A 16,675-nucleotide genomic window follows, 5' to 3' on the forward strand; every position below is an offset into this window, starting at 1 on the left:
CTCTCCTTATTAAAAACTAGCTGCGCTCGGCCATGCGTTGTTAAAAATCACCTCGTGCGCGAGTCCGATCAAAGTACTCATTTACAACCCGTAAACTCCGCCTTTTCGTTGATTTTTGCCTAGCCTGGCCTTCGCTCGCTGACTTTTTAAGCATGCCTAGTGCCATAGTCTAGAACTAGTTTATGGAAAAATATTCCATATTAATAGCTAGATCACATTTCCGGCTTTTTGGCGAGCAGGTAAATATCCATAATCCAGCCGTGGGTGTCGCGTAGTTCCGCGCGGCGTTGGATGATTTGGTCGCTGACCTCGCTTAGCCAGCCTTTGATTAAGCACTGTTTATCCATGCCTAGGTAGGCGCCCCACCAGATGTAGGTGTCGTCAAATGGCAGCGTGGTAAACGCCCCGCCGCTATCCAGCATTACGGCTACCGTGGCGGCATCGTTCGGCCAGCCGCGCTCGCGCAGGCGGCGGCCGGTGGTGATTTGTACTGGCTCGGCGAGCGCGTTGAGGGGAATTTTATGTTCAGCGGTAAGCACCTGCAGGCTGGTGATGCCAGGCACGACCTCTACATCCACCTGCTTACCCGTAGCGTTTAGCCGCTGGCTAATACGCAGGCTGCTGTCGTAAAGCGAGGGGTCGCCCCACACCAGCATGCCGACCCGCCCGCCATTGGGGAGATGTTTATCCATCAACTGCGCCCACACGCTGGCAATCGCAGCGTGCCAGTCGTCTACCGCACTAAGGTAATCATTATGATCATCGCGACTGGGAAGATCGAACTCGACGATCTTGGTAGTCACCGGTTCTTCTAACAGGCGCTCGCAGAGTAAGCGGCGTAGGTCGATTAGATCCGACTTGGCCTCGCCTTTACGGGGCAGCAGGATCAGGTCGGCGTTATTAAGGGCGCGAACGGCGGCCAGGGTAACGTGATCAAGGTTGCCGGTACCGATGCCTATTAGCGATAGCGTGATCATAAGTCGCTCTCTTGGTCTTGGCTTGCCGTGGCAAAAGGCGAATCTGCCGATTGAGGGCGAAAACGGCGGTCGTAGCCTACCGCGTAGAGGCTGCTCTCCTGGAAGTCATCACTTTCAAGCACTGGCCCCACCAGGATCAATGCGGTGCGCTGCATGGAATCATCGACCAGCTCTTCTATAGTCGTCAACCGCCCCCGCACCACTCGCTCATCGGGCCAGCTTGCTCGCCACACAATCGCCACCGGACACTGCTCGCCATAGTAAGGCGTCAGGCTTTCGACTACCTGGGAAAGATTATGGATGGAGAGATGGATGGCCAACGTGGCCCCAGTGCGGGCGAAATTGGCAAGCGTCTCGTTACTGGGCATGGCGCTGGCACGCCCCGGCGTGCGAGTAAGCACCACCGACTGGGCCACACCGGGTAACGTCAGCTCCTGGCCTAGGGTTGCCGCCGCTGCCGCAAAGGATGGCACGCCGGGGGTAATGCTGTAGGGAATATTAAGCTCGCGCAGGCGACGCAGTTGCTCGCCCATAGCCGACCATACCGAGAGATCCCCCGAATGCAGCCGGGCCACATCCTGGCCTTCGGCGTGGGCGCGGCTGATTTCCTGCATAATCTCATCCAGCGAGAGCGGCGCGGTATTAATCACCCTTGCCCCCGCCGGGCAGTGTTCCAGAATCTGCTCCGGCACTAAAGAGCCTGCATACAAGCACACCGGGCAGGCGGCGATTAAATCCCGCCCGCGTAGGGTAAGCAGATCCGGCGCGCTGGGGCCTGCGCCAATGAAGTGTACGGTCATTCGGTGGCTCCTTCTGGTACTTCTAACAACGCCAGGGCGGCAGTGGCTCGTCGATCCGCTGAAATTATCCTGGGCCCCACTAATCTAGCATTCGGGCCTGCGGCTAATAGCGCCACGGCCTCAGCAACGCTGCCTGTGCCGCGCGCCTGCAAACTGTGTGTTGAATGGGTAAGCGTTGCCACTGTTGATAGCTCGGCATCCGCTACGGCGATGACTTTGATATTACGCAGTCGGCCTAGCTCTTCTACCAACGGCAGCATGGAGTGAGCCGCCGCCAGCTTATCGATAACACCGTACTGGTCGATCAGTTGATCCAGCGCTTGGCCGAGCGATTCAAGCGTGGCTTCACTGCGAAAACCAAACCCTGCAGTTCTCAACGTCGATGGCTTCATCGAACGCCCCGCCACTGAACAATCGGGTAGCTGGATTTCCAGCCCCGCCGTGTGCCGATGGGGGCGGCGTTGGCAAGCTCTAAACGCAGCAGTTCGCCACTTACCTGCTGGTGCCAGTGCGCCAGCAGCGCTTCGGATTCCAGAGTGACGGCATTGGCGACGATACGCACGCCCTTGGGCAGGCGCTGCCATAAGTCGTCTAGCAGCGCTTGAGATAACCCGCCGCCGATAAATACCGCATCAGGCAGCGGCGTATCGTTGAGTACCTCAGGCGCGCGGCCCTGTTTTACTTCTAGCCAGTCAACGCCCAGGTTCTCTGCATTGCTGCGCGCTCGCGCTGACCGTTCAGCGTTTTGCTCGAAGCCCACCGCCTGATTATCCGTATGGGCGAGCAGCCACTCAATGGCGATGGAGCCTGAGCCGGTGCCGATATCCCACAGCCGCTCGCCGGGCATGGGGGCAAGGGCCGCCAGGGTGATGGCGCGAATGGTCTGTTTGGTAATCTGGCCGTCGTGGTCAAAAAAATGATCCGGCAGGCCGGGCGTCAGCGGCAAGGCGGGGCCGTTACCAGCAACTTCCAGCCCTATCGCAACCGGGTGGGCAATGTCATCGGGCAAGCTGGCGTCGCTACGGCAATGGCGAATTCGCTCGTTATCGCCGCCCAAAGATTCCAGCAGCGTTAGCTGGGTATCTCCAAAGCCAAGGCTAGTTACCAGCGCCGCCAGCTCGGTCACCGCCGCGCCGTCTCTTACCAACACCAGCAAGCGTCTACCGGCATGCAGGTAAGACCGAATGCGCGTTAGCGGTTTGGCGTGCAAACCCAAGCAAGTGCAACGCTCCAACGGCCAGCCCAAACGTGCAGCCGCCAAGCTAAAGGTGGACGGGGCTGGCAGTGCCTGCCACTCGTTTTCGCTGAGATGCTGCGCTAATGAGGTACCCGCCCCAAACCAGAACGGGTCGTTGGAGACCAGCATCACCACCCGGCGGCCACGCTGGTTTAGCAGCTTTGTAATGCCATCGGCAAAGGGCACTGGCCACTCAATCACCTCAGCGTTTAGCGGCGGTAAAAGGCGTAGGTGGCGGCGTGCGCCGAACACTACCTCGGCACTTTCCAATGCCTGTCGACTTGCCGCTGTCAGCCCCTGTGTGCCACCCTCTCCCCAGCCTAAAAGGGTAAGCCAGGGAGCGTTGTTAACCTCAGCCATGATCAAAATCCTAATTCTCGGCGGAACCAGCGAGGCCAGCGCCCTGGCTAGCGCTGTTGCCAAGCGTGGCATTCCCGCCATTTTTAGCTATGCAGGGCGCGTTAACACGCCGAAACCCCAGCCTCTACCCACCCGCATTGGCGGCTTTGGCGGCGTTAATGGGCTGGTCACGTTTTTAGCCCAGCAGCGCATTACCCATATTGTTGATGCCACCCACCCGTTTGCCGCACAGATGAGCCGTAACGTGTTAGCCGCGGCGGCGCAGTGCAGTGTAAAGGCCACCGCTTTTACCCGGCCTGCTTGGCAGCCTGTTATCGGCGACCAATGGCAAAGCGTGGCAAGTATTGATGAGGCCGTTAACGCCTTGGCTGGCCCGCCCCAACGGGTGCTGCTTGCGATTGGGCGAATGCACCTTAGCGCCTTTGCCGCCCAGCCTCAGCACCATTATGTGCTGCGCTTGGTTGATCCGCCGACCAGCCCATTGCCACTGCCAGATATCAGCAGTGTGATTGATAGAGGCCCGTTTACCCTAGAAGGCGATCTCGCCCTGCTGAAAAATCAGCGCATCCAGCGCATTGTGTGTAAAAACGCTGGCGGCGAAGGTGCGTCGTCCAAACTTAGCGCGGCGAGAATGCTCGGCCTACCCATTGTGATGATCGAGCGGCCTCATCTGCCATCTCGTCTTGAAGCTCATACTGTTGATGAGGTTATCAACTGGCTAACTTAACCCTACATCAGCGGCACATCTTGGTAGCGAGGTCAGGCTGCCGCGAGGGCGCTGTAAACCCGTCCTTGGGCGCTACTTTTCCCATCTGACCGCCATGGACGGCGGGAATGCCGGAAATGTCGGGAGCATTTTCCGGCCATGGGAAAAGACCCTCGCATCAACCTGCCCTCACCCCTTTCATACTCACTGGGAGGAACGCGGCGTATAAACCAGCGGCACGCCACTGCGTTCAATCAAGCGGGTTTGCTGGGAACCAACGATGACCAGCGTGCGCATATCCGCCATGTCCGGCGTTGCTTGCTCTAATGTGGTGACGCGAATTGCTTCTTCCGGGGTCGAAACCGCGCGGGCGAAGATTATCAATCGGTCCGGCCCGCAGGCTTCCCGCAGTACCTCTAGCGTTCGTTCAAACCCCGCTGGCCGTGCCTTGGAACGCGGGTTGTAAAACGCCATGGCGAAGTCGGCCTCGGCAGCCAGACGCAGGCGCTTCTCGATCAGCGTCCAGGGTTTGAGGTTGTCGGATAGATTAATGCAGCAAAAGTCGTGCCCCAGCGGTGCGCCGACGCTTGCGCTGGCGGCCAGCATGGCAGAAATACCCGGCAGTACCTGAATATCCAGCGTGCGCCACTGGGCATCCCCCGCCTCCAAGGCTTCGAACACCGCAGCGGCCATGGCAAATACGCCAGGGTCGCCAGAGGAGACAACCACTACCCGGTGGCCCTCAAGCGCCAGCTGTAACGCCTGTTCCGCCCGGCGAATCTCTTCGCGGTTATCAGAGCCGTGGCGGACTAATCCAGCCCTGGGAGCCACGCGATTCACGTAGGGCACATAGCCGACCACATCGGTGGCTTCCAGCAGCGCAGCCGAAACCTCCGGGGTAATCATGGCATCGGCACCCGGCCCGAGGCCGACGATTTTCAGCCAACCGCTCATGGCCGCCTCCCATTGCCATGGATCAGCACAATCGAGAAGTACGGCACGCTTTCTCCAACCTCGCTCAGCGGCAGCACGCGCTGCTGGGTCATGGCGGCGTACTCGATCAACCACGCCTCGCCTTCACGGCCAGCATGCGCCAGCGCTCGGCGTAGTTTGGCCAGGTTGCGGCCAATTTTCATCACCACCAGTGCATCGGTTTGGGCGATGCGCTCGGCCAACGTCTCTTCCGGCAGCGTGGCCATCAGCACCGTCATGATGTCATCGCCCCAGGTAATTGGCTGCGCGGTAGCCGTCCAGGCCGCCGACATGCCGGTAATCCCCGGCACTACCGAGACCGGCACGCGATTCAGCAGCCGCGTGTAGAGGTGCATAAAGGAGCCGTAGAAGAACGGGTCGCCTTCGCAAAGCACCACCACATCGCACCCCGCTTCCGCCATCTCGATCAGTTGGGTCACGCTGCGTTCGTAAAAGGCCGACAGCAGTTCATTGTAACGAGGGTCATCAAACGGAATTTCCGTGGTAACCGGATACTCCATGGGCAGCTCGGTTGCCTCGGGGGCGATCAATCCTTCCACTATGGTACGCGCATGCCCGCAGCGACCCTGCTTGCGAAAATAGGCCACATGGCTGGCACCACGGATCAAGCGGTCGGCACGCACGCTCATTAGGTCTTGGCTGCCGGGTCCTAACCCCACTCCGTAAATGGTTCCTTGGGTCATTCGATACGATCCGCCATGGCGTTGATGGCCGCTACCGTGACGGCGCTACCACCCAGGCGGCCACGCACGATACAGCTGGGCAGCGCGGGGTTAGCCAACAGCGCTTCTTTGGATTCCGCCGCGCCAACAAAGCCTACCGGGCAGCCAATAATGGCCGCCGGACGCGGGCAGTCTGGGGCTTCGAGCATATTAAGCAGATGAAACAGCGCGGTGGGCGCGTTGCCAATGGCGACCACGGCGCCTTCCAGGTGCGGCCGCCACAGTTCCAGCGCTGCCGCTGAACGGGTATTAGCCATTTCCTGGGCAAGGCCTGGAGTGCGCTCATCGTTAAGGGTGCAGATGATGTCGTTATTAGCAGGCAGCCGTTTGCGGGTAATGCCTTCGGAGACCATCCGAGCATCGCAAAGAATCGGTGCGCCCTGCTCTAACGCTGAGCGCGCACGATTGACCACATCATTCTGAAAATGGATATGCGCCGCCAGCTCCACCAGCCCGGCGGCGTGAATCATGCGTACCGCAACCGTTTCTTCTTCCGCTGAAAAGCGATCAAGCTCAGCTTCATTGCGAATAATCGCAAACGACTGCCGGTAAATCGCCGGTCCGTGTGTTTCATAAACGTGAGGCACCCAAACTCTCCAAATAAACTAATTCGCAGTTACTGGTCTGCAAGGCATCCGTGCTAGGGCAAGTTTCCGCGAGGGCGCTGTGAACCCATCCATGGGCGCTACTTTCGACATCCATGTCGAAAGACCCTCGCTACAACCTGCCCTGGCACTCAGCTATCCAGCATATAAGCTACTATTTTTTTAATCTCGATAAACCTAAGCAACCTCTGATTAACTATTACGCTTGGCCATACTGCGTTAAAAATCGCCTCAAAATGCTCATTTACAACTCGTAAACTCCGCTTTTTCATTAATTTTTGCCTTGCCTGGCCTGCGCTCATCACATTAATCAGAGGCTCCCTAACGGCTTTCGCTAAGCTTTTTAATAACATCCAACGCCTCACTCTCAGTGACGTCTGACTTAACCGGTGCGCTATCGGCGCGACCGTTAACAATCACGTCAAAGCGCCCATCGCGGCCGGTTAGGCACAGTGCTGCTGGCCGTTGGCGGGCGCAGCCTTTGGCGCATCCGGATATATGCACGCTTGTTGCCACCCAGCCGCTTAGCCGTTCGGCAAGCGGCTGGGTGGCAACACTCGCCTGTTCGCAATAAGGTGCGCCGGGGCATGCGTCCATGGCTAATCGCGGGTCGCTATTATGACGGATTAAGCCATCAACCGCGGGTAGTGTATCGCAATCCTTCAACAATAAGCGCCGCCAGGGCGTGACCTGCACAGCGCTGATCTTTACTAAGGAGCTACCTGCCAGGGAGACAGTCTCGCGCAGCGTATTCGCCGCTACCCGACCAAAAGGCAGACCCACCACCATACCGTTGCTATGTTTGCCCAGCGCCAGCTTCTCGCCAGGGGATGCAGGGGCAGTATCAGCGGTCGCCCAATCGGGCAGCGGCGCTGTGTGCCGCCGCATGCGCCCAGAGTCCCAGCCACCGCTGTCCACAAACCAGTGGGTCAGGCGTATTAGCTGCTCAACGGCGGCTTCGGGCTCGTTCACTGCCGTGCCACACTGATAGCCATCGGCGCGTACTATCAAACCGCCGTCCACCGAGCGCTCAATACGAAAATCAGCGGCGCTATCGCACAGCACCGGGGCTTTTCCCGCATCAATCGCAATGCCGATCTTGCCAGGCATGGGCGCTAATTCGCTGCCCCGCGTTTTCAACAGGCGGGCAATGGTATGAGTGTCGTCGCCCTCTTGCCAAGCAGGTGCCAGCATCAGTTGCGGCTGGCGTTCTGCTTGCGGGTCGTCGCTCACCAACTGATGCTCAACCAGAAACGCCATCAGCGGCGGCCAGCTGGCCTCGCTCACTCCCCGCAGTTGAATATTGGCCCGGCTGGTTAGCTCGATTAAACCACTACCAAAGGTCTCAGCGGCCTCGCACAGTGCCACTACCTGCTGGCGTGAAAGCTGGCCCAGCGGTGGGCGTACACGCACTAGCAGGCCATCGCCGGTGGCCATGGGCCGCCACGCGCCGGGGCACCAGCCTTTAATGCGCGGACTGGTGGTCATAATGCCCCGTCTCTTTGGCTTCATCCATTTCCAGCAGCAGGTCTTGTAGCGCCTGGCCATGTTCGCCGGGGGCTTGCCACATGCCTCGCTGGGCGGCTTCAAGTAAGCGTTCCGCCATCTCTTCTAAGGCTGCGGGGTTGTGCTCACGCAGGAACTGCTGATTAGCAGCATCGAGCACCAGGGCATCACTCACCTGGGCGTACTGGTAGTCGGCGACTAGATCGGTGGTGGCATCGTAAGCAAACAGGTAGTCCACCGTAGCCGCCATTTCAAACGCGCCTTTATAGCCGTGCTCGCGCATGGCATTGATCCACTTAGGATTCAACACGCGTGAGCGAATCACCCGCGCTAGCTCCTCTTTTAAGGTACGAATCTTGGGCACCGCGGGATTGGCGTGGTCGGCGTGATAAATGGTCGGCGCTTTTCCACTTAGCGAGCGCGTGGCGTTGGCCATGCCGCCCTGAAAAGCGTAATAGCTGTTGGAATCAAGAATATCGTGCTCGCGGTTATCCTGGTTCTGCATCACCGCATCCAGCCCCTGGAGCTGCTGTTCAAACGCCGACCGCGCGGCAGTGCCGGAGGCCTTGAACTGGCCGTAGGCGTAGCCACCTGTATCCAGGTAGGCTTCAGCTAAATCGTCGGCGCTGTCCCAAGAGCGGTTTTCAATCAGCCGGTTTAAGCCCGCACCATACTCGCCGGGTTTGCTGCCAAAAATACGGTAGCTTGCCTCTTGGGCGGCCATCTCTGGGCTTAGCCCTTGGTCTTCCAGTGCTTGCTGGCGAGCAAGCACTGCCTCGCGGATGGTGTTGCTGTTACCCGGCTCTTCATAACTGGCCACCGCTTGCACGGCAGCGTCAAACAGACGGATCACATTGGGGAAAGCATCGCGGAAGAACCCGGAGACCCGCAGCGTGACATCAACTCTTGGCCGATTGAGCAGCATCGAAGGGATTACTTCAAAATCAGTCACCCGCTGGGAGCCCAGCGACCATTTAGGGCGCACGCCCATCAGCGCGAAGGCCTGGGCGATGTCATCGCCACCAGTGCGCATGGTGGCGGTGCCCCAAATCGAAAGCCCCAACCGGCGCGGATAATCGCCGTTATCCTGCAGGTAGCGCTCGACAAACGCCTGGGCGGATTTTTCGCCCAGCGTCCAGGCAGCAGGCGATGGAATTGAACGGTTGTCGACGCTGAAAAAGTTACGCCCGGTGGGCAGCGTATCCAGCCGTCCTCGGCTGGGCGCGCCACTAGGCCCGGCAGGCACAAAAGTGCCTTCTAGGCCGTCGAGCAGCGACTGAATCTCCATCTTGACGCCACGCTGCATGGCAACCCATAGCTGGTCGCGGGCATAGCGCAGCTGCTCCGCCGTATTGGGGTAATCGTGCTCCAGTTCCTCCAGACAACCAGGGGCTAATACGTAGTCGGCCACCCAGCGCTCAGCCAGCAGTTCAAGGCGCTCGCGGGTATCCGCGCCGGTGCGCCAAGGGGTATCGAGTAGCCCCCTTAGAACAACGGGTTTAGGCGCCTGCCAAGGCTCGTTGCCAGCGGCCAGCGGATCAAAACCCAATCCTAAATCGCTCGCCAGGTTATGCAACAGGCCGCGGCTGGCCACCGCTTCACCACGGGGGAGCCGTAGCAGCGCTACCAATGTCCCCGCCCGCTTCTCTTGCGGGGGCAGCGTGCCGAGTATGTGCAGGCCATGGCGAATCTGCGACTCTTTGATATCGCACAGAAAGATATCCAGCTCATTGAGGATGTCGGCATCATCAGCACTGTTTTCACAACCGTCGACGGCGTGCGCCAACTCCTGGTCGATGCCGGTATCACGCAGGTGAGCGAGAATCTGGCTGCGAATCAGCGCTTCCCGCCGCGGGTCCATATCCAGCGCTTGATAATACTCATCACATAGCGCTTCAAGCTCGGCCATAGCGCCGTAGAGTTCGGCTCGCGCTAGCGGTGGCATCAAGTGGTCGATAATCACCGCCTGGCTGCGGCGCTTGGCCTGAGCCCCCTCGCCTGGGTCATTCACAATAAACGGATAAAAGTGCGGCAGCGGCCCCAGGGCAATATCCGGCCAGCAGTCAGCGCTCAAGGCGATGCTTTTACCCGGCAGCCACTCTAAGTTGCCGTGCTTGCCCACGTGAATAACCGCGTCGACTTGATAGTGCTCGCGCAGCCAGTAGTAAAACGCCAGGTAGCTGTGGGGCGGTGCCAGCTCCATATCGTGATAGGACTGGGTGAGATCGTCGATAAAGTCGCGCTCCGGCTGGATCCCCACAAAGGTTTCACCTAAGCGGATACCGGCGATCATCAAACGTCCCTGGCGGCATTTGGGGTCTTCGTGAGGCGTCCCCCAGCGCGTCCACACAGTTTCTTGCAGCTCGCTGGGCAAAGTTTTAAACCAAGCAAGGTAATCATCAACGCTAATACTCTGCCAGCAGGCGCGCTGGTCGAGGCTGCCGTGATCGTTGGTCACCGCGCCCTGAAGCTGGCGGATCAACGCATCACCATTTTCCGGCAGCTCGCTTAACGGATAACCCGCCTCTTTCAGGGCGCTGAGGATCTGCAGCGTCGACGCGGGGGTATCCAGCCCGACCCCGTTACCGATCCGGCCATCGCGATTGGGGTAGTTAGCCATAATCAGCGCGATACGCTTCTGCCCATTGGGGGTTAGCCGTAGCGAACAGATGCGCCGCGCCAGCTCGGCGACAAAGGCGGCCCGTTCTGGATGAATCACGTGGTGGGTCACCGCCAACTGGCAGCGCTGGTTGTAGTGGGCTTCGGCTTTAAACCCCACCGCCCGGGTGATAATGCGACCATCCATCTCGGGGAGCACCACCTGCATCGCCACATCGCGGCTATGCAGTCCGGCGGCCATGTCCTGCCAGTCTTCTGAGGTGCTGCTGGCAAGAATCGCCTGGAGCACCACGGGTCGCCCGACAAACAGGCTGTCGGGTAGCTTTTCACCCAGAGCATCCAGCCCGTCGGCGTTGCGATTGACCGCAAAGCTGGTGGTATTAATCACCAGCATGGCGCCGGTTTGCTCAATCAGGTGGTTGATAAAATCAATGCATGGCCCCTCTTTCAGGGAGGCCACGGCCACCGCTAACGGCTCTAGGCCTTTTTCTCTCAGCGCGGCCAGCAATCCGTCGGGAACAGCGGTATTCGCCCCCTGCAAGTGGCTGCGATAAAACAGCAGCAAGCACACCGGCCGCCCAGGTACCTGACGATCGCGCCACTCGCTCAGGCTTAGCGCCTGCTGGTCTTGCGACGCATAAATCACCGCGGCCGGAATAACTTTCGGCTCCTGCCAGGCTAGAGAAAGCGATAAACATTCGCTGGCGATAAAGCGCAGCAATTGCTCGGCGTTCTCTACACCGCCTTCTCTTAAATAGCGCCACACCCGGTAAGCGCCATCAAAGGCGATGGTGGAATCTTCTAACAGGGCATCATCCGGTGCGTCGCAACCCGGTACCAAAACCAGCTGGCGTTCGGGTTTAGCTGCCGCCCAGGCCAGCAGGCGCTCATGGCCATACTGCCAGTAGGCTTTACCCCCCAGCAGTGAAACGATGACCAGTTGGGCGTTTTCCAGCACCCGATCTTCATAGAGATCATAGGCCGCCGGTTTTACCAAATTCATCCAGTTGGCTAGCCGTACCGAGGGGTACGCTTCACCCAGGCGATCAACCGCCTGGGCCAGCGCCGACAGATTACTATCGGCGGCGGAGAGTATCACGACCTCGGCGGGGCTCTGTTGCAGGTCGATAATGCCTTCATCATCGACAAAGCCCCCGGGCTTAGCGGCAAATAAGTGCATTAGCTGGCCGTCTGAACCTCTGCCTCAGTTAGCGCTTCACGCAGCGCGGCGCTATCCAGCGATTTGCCAATAATGACTAGCTGGGTCTGGCGCGTCTCGTCTTGGGTCCAGAGCCGATCGAAGTAACCTTCCAAACGTTCGCCAACCGCCTGAATAACCCGGCGCATGGGTTTGCCCGGAATTGCCGCAAAGCCTTTGGCGCGATAAATCTCGTGGCTTTTCAGCAGCTGCTGCAGCTTATTGGCCAAAGCGTCGCCATCCACTTCACCCAGGGTAATCACGCAGGAATCAAAGTTATCGTGGGCGTGGTCGTGGTGCGCGCCTTCAGCGTGGTGCTTATCGTGGTGATTGGTGATGCTGTCGATATGCTCTTCGCTGGCCGCACCAATGCCCATCAGTGCTTCCAGCTGGGCGGTGTCGGTGGTCTGGGTCTGATCGATAAACAGCGTTTTCACCGATTCGCTCACCCGCGATTGAACAACCGCTTCAACCTGCGTGCGCTCTTCAGGGCTAAGCAGGTCCGCCTTGCTGACCAGCACCAAATCCGCCGCGCTTAGCTGGTCATCCAGTAGCTCGCGCAGGCTGGGGTCGTGATCCAGGCTTTCATCAGCGCGACGCTGGGCTTCGACCTTATCCACATCGCTGGCGTAACGTCCGGCGGCTACCGCGGGGCCATCAATCACGGTAATAATCGCATCGACGGTGCAGTGCTGGCGCACATCCGGCCAGTTAAACGCCTGCACCAGCGGCTTAGGCAGTGCCAGACCGCTGGTTTCGATCAGAATGTGGTCGATATCATTGCGGCGGGCAACCAGCTTCTTCATCACCGGCAGAAACTCTTCTTCCACCGTGCAGCAGATACAGCCATTGGCCAGCTCATAGATGCTGCCATCTTCCCCGTCTAACTGCCCGCCTTCGCTACCCTCTTCACATCCCAGCGCACAGCTGCGCAAGAGGCTAGAGTCGATATCCTGCTCGCCGAACTCATTAACAATCACGGCGATCCGCTTGCCGGTCACTTGGCGCAAAATATTGGCCAGCAGCGTGGTTTTGCCGCTGCCGAGAAAACCGGTGACGACCGTGGCGGGAATCTTGTTTAATTTCACATTACTGGGTTGCATGGATAAATGCCTCGCTGTGCTGCAGTTCGCAGTGCGCCGGGCTGGCGGAAAAAAGCCTCGCCACAGCGTCAGGATTGTTGTGGAAAAACAGATGTAAGTAGGTCGCCGTTAAGCGCCGTTGACGGTAAATCGCTTCCCCCGGTGCGGGGTGGCGCTGGCGACGGCCGTGAGCAATCGGCTCAGGGGTGCCTTCTGCCATAGAGCGGTGGTGCGCATGGCCGCGAACCGGGCCTTCCGGCAGCTCTGCGGTTTGCATCCCCTGGCAGCCACGCCGACCGCGCATCGCCCCCTGCCCTGGCAGCAAGCCGAGCATGGGGTAGATGATATCGTCGTAGTCAGTCAGGGTTTCCAGGCAGTACAGCAGGCCGCCACACTCAGCCAAGATGGGCTTGTCAGCACGATAGAAAGCCTCAATGGCCGAACGCATGGCACTGTTACCGGCCAGTTGCTGGGCATGAAGTTCCGGGTAGCCTCCCGGCAGCCACAGCGCATCGCATTGCGGCAGGCGGCTATCCGTCAGCGGCGAGAAGAAGCACAGCGTTGCGCCCATCTGCTCCAGCAGGTCGAGATTGGCCTGATAGATAAAGCTAAAGGCGGCATCACGAGCTACACCAATGGTGCGGCCTTTAAGTACAGGCTTAACGGCCGCAAGCTGCTCTTGCGGAGCGGCAAAGGTCACCGGTGGCAGTGCTGCAAGCGCTTCCAGCAACCCTGCCGCTTCCAGCGCTCGGGCACCCGCTTCAAAGCGTGCCTCTAAATCCTCGCGAATCTCCGCAGCTTGCACCAGCCCAAGATGGCGCTCGGGGAGCGCTAAATCAGGGTCTCGTGGCACAGCGGCCAGCAGGGGAATCGTCGCTGGCAGCGCTGATTCGATTAGCTCACGATGGCGCTGCGAGCCGCAGGCGTTGGCGACTAATCCAGCGATATGGATATCATCCCGAAAGCTGGCAAGCCCTGATACCAGCGCGGCTGCGGTCTGCGCCATACCTTTTACATCCATGACAATTGCCATGGGAATGGCGAACAAAGCCGCCAAGTCAGCACTAGAAGGCTCGCCGTCAAACAGCCCCATTGCACCTTCGACCAGAATCAAATCCGCTTCACAGGCGGCGTCATAGAAACGCTGGCGGCAGTAGGCTTCGCCTGCCATCCATAAATCTAACTGATCTACCGGTTGACCTGACGCCTGAGCCAATATCTGCGGGTCCAAATAATCAGGGCCGGTTTTAAACACCCGCACCACCTTGCCCTGATTACGCAGCAGCCGCGCCAAGCCCGCCGTGACGGTAGTTTTACCCTGGCCAGAAGCCGGGGCAGCGATAAACAGCGCGGGGCAGCGAGCGGTTGGCGTACTCATTAATACTCGATCCCCGCCTGGGCTTTGACGCCGCCGCGAAACGCGTGGCGCTCATCCTGAACAACGCTGATGGTATCGGCGATTTCCTGCAGCGGCGTGGCCATAGTGCGCCCGGTGATAATCACGTTCTGGTGCGCCGGACGGCGTTTGAGTGCTTCCACTACTGGTTCGGGGTCGAGATAGCCGTACTTGAACATGTAGCTCATCTCATCCAGCACGATCATATGATAGGCAGGGTTCTCCAGCAGCCCTTTGGCGACCGCCCAGGCGGCTTGGGCAGCTTCGATATCCCGCTCGCGGTTCTGGGTTTCCCAGGTAAAGCCATGGCCCATGATGTGCCAATCAAGCTTGGGATGATCACGAAAGAACAGGTATTCGCCGGTTTCGCGGCGGCCTTTAATAAACTGAATGACCGCGCACTGCTGACCGTGCCCCAGTGAGCGCGCCATAGTGCCAAAGGCCGAGCTGCTTTTACCCTTGCCGTTGCCTTTAAGCAGAATCAGCACGCCACGTTCTTCGGTGGCGCGGCTAATACGCTCATCGACCACGTCTTTTTTGCGCTGCATGCGGTTTAAATGGCTAGCGTCACTCATGGGCTTTCCCCAGGTTGATGTGCAAAAACAGAATGTGCGAAAACAGATTGTGCCAAAGATGGTTTACCAAACGAGGCGGGCCAATAACGGGCGCCCAATTGCTGGGCGATGCGTACGCCCTGGCCGCGCTTAACTCTCGATTGCTCGGTATCGATCAGCAGGCAATCACCTAGCGGAGCGAGATCGTCAACCGATTCCCGCGTGCGGCCATCGGTAATCAAATAAGTACGTACCTGTAAGCCAGGCTCGCGGCGCTGCCACTGTTGAATTAGCCGTTTGGCTTCAATAATCGCTTCCCGCAGCGGCGTGCCACCGCCGCCCTTGGCACTGTCAAGCGTGCCCCGGGCGTTTTTGGGAGCACGGCGACGTGACAGTAGCGACACCACGCCACCATTACCAAACCCGAGCACCGCGACTTGCTCCCGCGCAGCGTAAGCTTGGGCGACCAGCGACTCCACCAGCCCTTTGGCTTGGCCTAACAGACGCTGCCCCAAGGTGGAGCCAGAGGTATCCATTAGCACCAGATGCGCTATCGTTTGCCCTGCGCGAGACTTGCGCATTTTCAACTGCTGCCAAGGCCATTGGCCACGATTGGCGATTAGCGTCGCGAACCCGTCTAGCCGCGGAGTTTCCGCCTGAGAGCGCCCGCGACCGAAGACACCTCCCTTGCCTGTGCTAGCCGCTGTATCGGCGCGTTGCGCACGTGGGGAAAAGCTATCGCTTTCGGGCAGGTTAACCGCTGACTGGTGAATGGACGCCTGTGCTACAGGCGGCATAGCGCCCCATTGGCCCTGCTCACCATTGTGATGGGATGGCCCGCCGGTGGGCGCGTTATTAGCTGACGACGAACTGCCCTCCCCATTCGAAGGCGTTTGATTAGGCGGGGAGGACGGCGGAAGTTGCTCTGGCGGCTGGGTTCGCCGATGTGCCAGCACCCAGGGTTCGACGGTGTCGATATCTTGCTGTTCAACGCTCGCCACGCCACGCCAGGCGGCATGAGCCTGGGCGGCTCGGTGCCAGGTAACGTCTGCCCGCAGCCCTTCAACGCCGGCGGCTTCGCAGCATGCCGCAATGGTCTCGTACACCCAGTCTTCGCTAGTCACCGACGCTAGTGCCTGCTGGGCATGGTCAAGCTGCTGAGTCAGCGCTGCCTGCTCTATCTCAAACTGTTGTATGTATGCCTCTGGGTCGCGGTCAAAGGCTTCGCGCTGCTGAACAATCGCAATGCGCTGTTTAACACTGACGCGATCAGCCTGTTCAATACAGAAGCCAAAACGGTCGAGCAGCTGCGGGCGCAGCTCGCCCTCATCAGGGTTCATGGTGCCAATCAAACTAAAACGCGCCGAGTGTGAGTGACTGATACCATCACGCTCAACGATATTGACCCCGCTGGCGGCCACGTCGAGCAGCAGGTCAACCAAGGTATCCGGCAGCAGATTAACTTCATCGACATACATCACCCCGCCGTCGGCTTTGGCGAGGAGCCCTTGATGAAAAGTGGCTTGCTGCTCGGCTAGCACCTTTTGCAAATCTAGACTTCCCACTAGCCGGTCTTCGCTGGCACCCAGCGGTAAGGTGACAAAGGGTGGCTTTTTGCCATTGGTGTCGTTAGGCAAAACCGCCGCCAGCGCCCGCGCCAAAGTGGATTTCGCACTGCCCCGAGGACCGCTGATCAAGACACCGCCAATGCGCGGATTAATCGCATTCAGCAGCAAGGCGGTTTTCAGCGCTTCCTGGCCGACAACCCCCACAAAGGGAAAGTCACTCAAGCGAACCTCCCATGCAGAGCATGCCCGAAGCTTGAACTTTATTCATGATGATTTGGTAAATAATGATAAAACCATTCATAAGGAAGCGATGAAATAAAGTCTCGCAGTATAGAGGAAGGCGCGGCTGCGA

The 16,675-nt window shown here is 59.1% G+C and carries 14 protein-coding genes; 1 reads left to right on the forward strand and 13 read right to left on the reverse strand.

All coding sequences use genetic code 11. The features are described 5' to 3' along the window. Positions 1–212: 212 nt before the first annotated feature. From cobF to cbiE, 4 genes are read right to left on the reverse strand one after another with little or no spacing between them, the layout of a single operon-like run. Positions 213–977, reverse strand: a complete 765-nt coding sequence (gene cobF, locus HVE01_RS10260; RefSeq protein WP_146943910.1) for a precorrin-6A synthase (deacetylating) — start codon at positions 975–977, stop codon at positions 213–215. Beyond that, entirely contained in the window at positions 974–1,777 is an 804-nt protein-coding gene (gene cobM / locus HVE01_RS10265) for a precorrin-4 C(11)-methyltransferase (protein ID WP_146943912.1), read from the reverse strand. Before cobM ends, cobF begins: the two co-directional genes overlap by 4 nt. Next, entirely contained in the window at positions 1,774–2,169 is a 396-nt protein-coding gene (locus HVE01_RS10270; RefSeq protein WP_146943914.1) for a cobalamin biosynthesis protein, read from the reverse strand. Before HVE01_RS10270 ends, cobM begins: the two co-directional genes overlap by 4 nt. After that, the gene (gene cbiE, locus HVE01_RS10275; RefSeq protein ID WP_146943916.1) at positions 2,166–3,374 is read right to left on the reverse strand and encodes a precorrin-6y C5,15-methyltransferase (decarboxylating) subunit CbiE; all 1,209 of its coding nucleotides are present in this window, start codon (positions 3,372–3,374) and stop codon (positions 2,166–2,168) included. The genes HVE01_RS10270 and cbiE overlap by 4 nt, the downstream gene beginning before the upstream one ends. Between cbiE and HVE01_RS10280 the strand changes: the two genes are divergently transcribed. Further along, positions 3,373–4,101, forward strand: a complete 729-nt coding sequence (locus HVE01_RS10280; RefSeq protein ID WP_146943918.1) for a cobalt-precorrin-6A reductase — start codon at positions 3,373–3,375, stop codon at positions 4,099–4,101. The genes cbiE and HVE01_RS10280 overlap by 2 nt on opposite strands. 183 nt (positions 4,102–4,284) lie before the next feature. Here HVE01_RS10280 and cobJ read toward each other — a convergent pair whose 3' ends face one another. The 9 genes from cobJ to HVE01_RS10325 all read right to left on the reverse strand — a co-directional run bounded on the left by cobJ (position 4,285) and on the right by HVE01_RS10325 (position 16,545). Beyond that, the gene (gene cobJ / locus HVE01_RS10285; RefSeq protein WP_146943920.1) at positions 4,285–5,034 is read right to left on the reverse strand and encodes a precorrin-3B C(17)-methyltransferase; all 750 of its coding nucleotides are present in this window, start codon (positions 5,032–5,034) and stop codon (positions 4,285–4,287) included. Then, positions 5,031–5,756 (reverse strand): precorrin-2 C(20)-methyltransferase, encoded by a 726-nt coding sequence (gene cobI / locus HVE01_RS10290; protein WP_146943922.1) that lies wholly within the window; start codon positions 5,754–5,756, stop codon positions 5,031–5,033. The genes cobJ and cobI overlap by 4 nt, the downstream gene beginning before the upstream one ends. Continuing rightward, a complete protein-coding gene (locus HVE01_RS10295; protein WP_146943924.1) occupies positions 5,753–6,382 on the reverse strand; it encodes a precorrin-8X methylmutase in 630 nt (209 codons plus the stop codon). Before HVE01_RS10295 ends, cobI begins: the two co-directional genes overlap by 4 nt. A gap of 339 nt (positions 6,383–6,721) precedes the next feature. Then, positions 6,722–7,888, reverse strand: coding sequence for a cobalamin biosynthesis protein CobG (locus HVE01_RS10300; RefSeq protein ID WP_146943926.1), 1,167 nt, complete (start codon positions 7,886–7,888; stop codon positions 6,722–6,724). Further along, a complete protein-coding gene (cobN, locus tag HVE01_RS10305) occupies positions 7,866–11,705 on the reverse strand; it encodes a cobaltochelatase subunit CobN (protein ID WP_146943928.1) in 3,840 nt (1,279 codons plus the stop codon). Before cobN ends, HVE01_RS10300 begins: the two co-directional genes overlap by 23 nt. Further along, complete coding sequence (gene cobW, locus HVE01_RS10310) at positions 11,705–12,811, reverse strand: cobalamin biosynthesis protein CobW (protein ID WP_146944007.1); 1,107 nt, start codon at positions 12,809–12,811, stop codon at positions 11,705–11,707. Before cobW ends, cobN begins: the two co-directional genes overlap by 1 nt. Position 12,812: 1 nt before the next feature. Continuing rightward, entirely contained in the window at positions 12,813–14,183 is a 1,371-nt protein-coding gene (locus HVE01_RS10315; protein ID WP_146943930.1) for a cobyrinic acid a,c-diamide synthase CobB, read from the reverse strand. Beyond that, positions 14,183–14,776: a cob(I)yrinic acid a,c-diamide adenosyltransferase gene (gene cobO, locus HVE01_RS10320; protein WP_125747136.1), complete on the reverse strand. Its 594-nt coding sequence runs from the start codon at positions 14,774–14,776 to the stop codon at positions 14,183–14,185. Before cobO ends, HVE01_RS10315 begins: the two co-directional genes overlap by 1 nt. After that, positions 14,773–16,545 carry an AAA family ATPase gene (locus tag HVE01_RS10325; protein ID WP_146943932.1) on the reverse strand — a complete coding sequence of 591 codons (1,773 nt, stop codon included), beginning with the start codon at positions 16,543–16,545 and terminating at the stop codon, positions 14,773–14,775. The genes cobO and HVE01_RS10325 overlap by 4 nt, the downstream gene beginning before the upstream one ends. Positions 16,546–16,675 lie beyond the last annotated feature (130 nt).

The sequence above is a fragment of the Vreelandella venusta genome (assembly GCF_007989605.1).
Classification (GTDB): Bacteria; Pseudomonadota; Gammaproteobacteria; order Pseudomonadales; family Halomonadaceae; genus Vreelandella; species Vreelandella venusta.

Coding starts and splice junctions, on each gene's coding strand:
- HVE01_RS10280 (WP_146943918.1), top strand. CDS start 3,373: ATGATCAAAATCCTAATTCTCGGCGGAACCAGCGAGGCCAGCGCCCTG.
- cobO (WP_125747136.1), bottom strand. CDS start 14,776: ATGAGTGACGCTAGCCATTTAAACCGCATGCAGCGCAAAAAAGACGTG.
- cobJ (WP_146943920.1), bottom strand. CDS start 5,034: ATGAGCGGTTGGCTGAAAATCGTCGGCCTCGGGCCGGGTGCCGATGCC.
- cobI (WP_146943922.1), bottom strand. CDS start 5,756: ATGACCCAAGGAACCATTTACGGAGTGGGGTTAGGACCCGGCAGCCAA.
- cobM (WP_146943912.1), bottom strand. CDS start 1,777: ATGACCGTACACTTCATTGGCGCAGGCCCCAGCGCGCCGGATCTGCTT.
- HVE01_RS10300 (WP_146943926.1), bottom strand. CDS start 7,888: ATGACCACCAGTCCGCGCATTAAAGGCTGGTGCCCCGGCGCGTGGCGG.
- cbiE (WP_146943916.1), bottom strand. CDS start 3,374: ATGGCTGAGGTTAACAACGCTCCCTGGCTTACCCTTTTAGGCTGGGGA.
- cobF (WP_146943910.1), bottom strand. CDS start 977: ATGATCACGCTATCGCTAATAGGCATCGGTACCGGCAACCTTGATCAC.
- HVE01_RS10315 (WP_146943930.1), bottom strand. CDS start 14,183: ATGAGTACGCCAACCGCTCGCTGCCCCGCGCTGTTTATCGCTGCCCCG.
- cobN (WP_146943928.1), bottom strand. CDS start 11,705: ATGCACTTATTTGCCGCTAAGCCCGGGGGCTTTGTCGATGATGAAGGC.
- HVE01_RS10270 (WP_146943914.1), bottom strand. CDS start 2,169: ATGAAGCCATCGACGTTGAGAACTGCAGGGTTTGGTTTTCGCAGTGAA.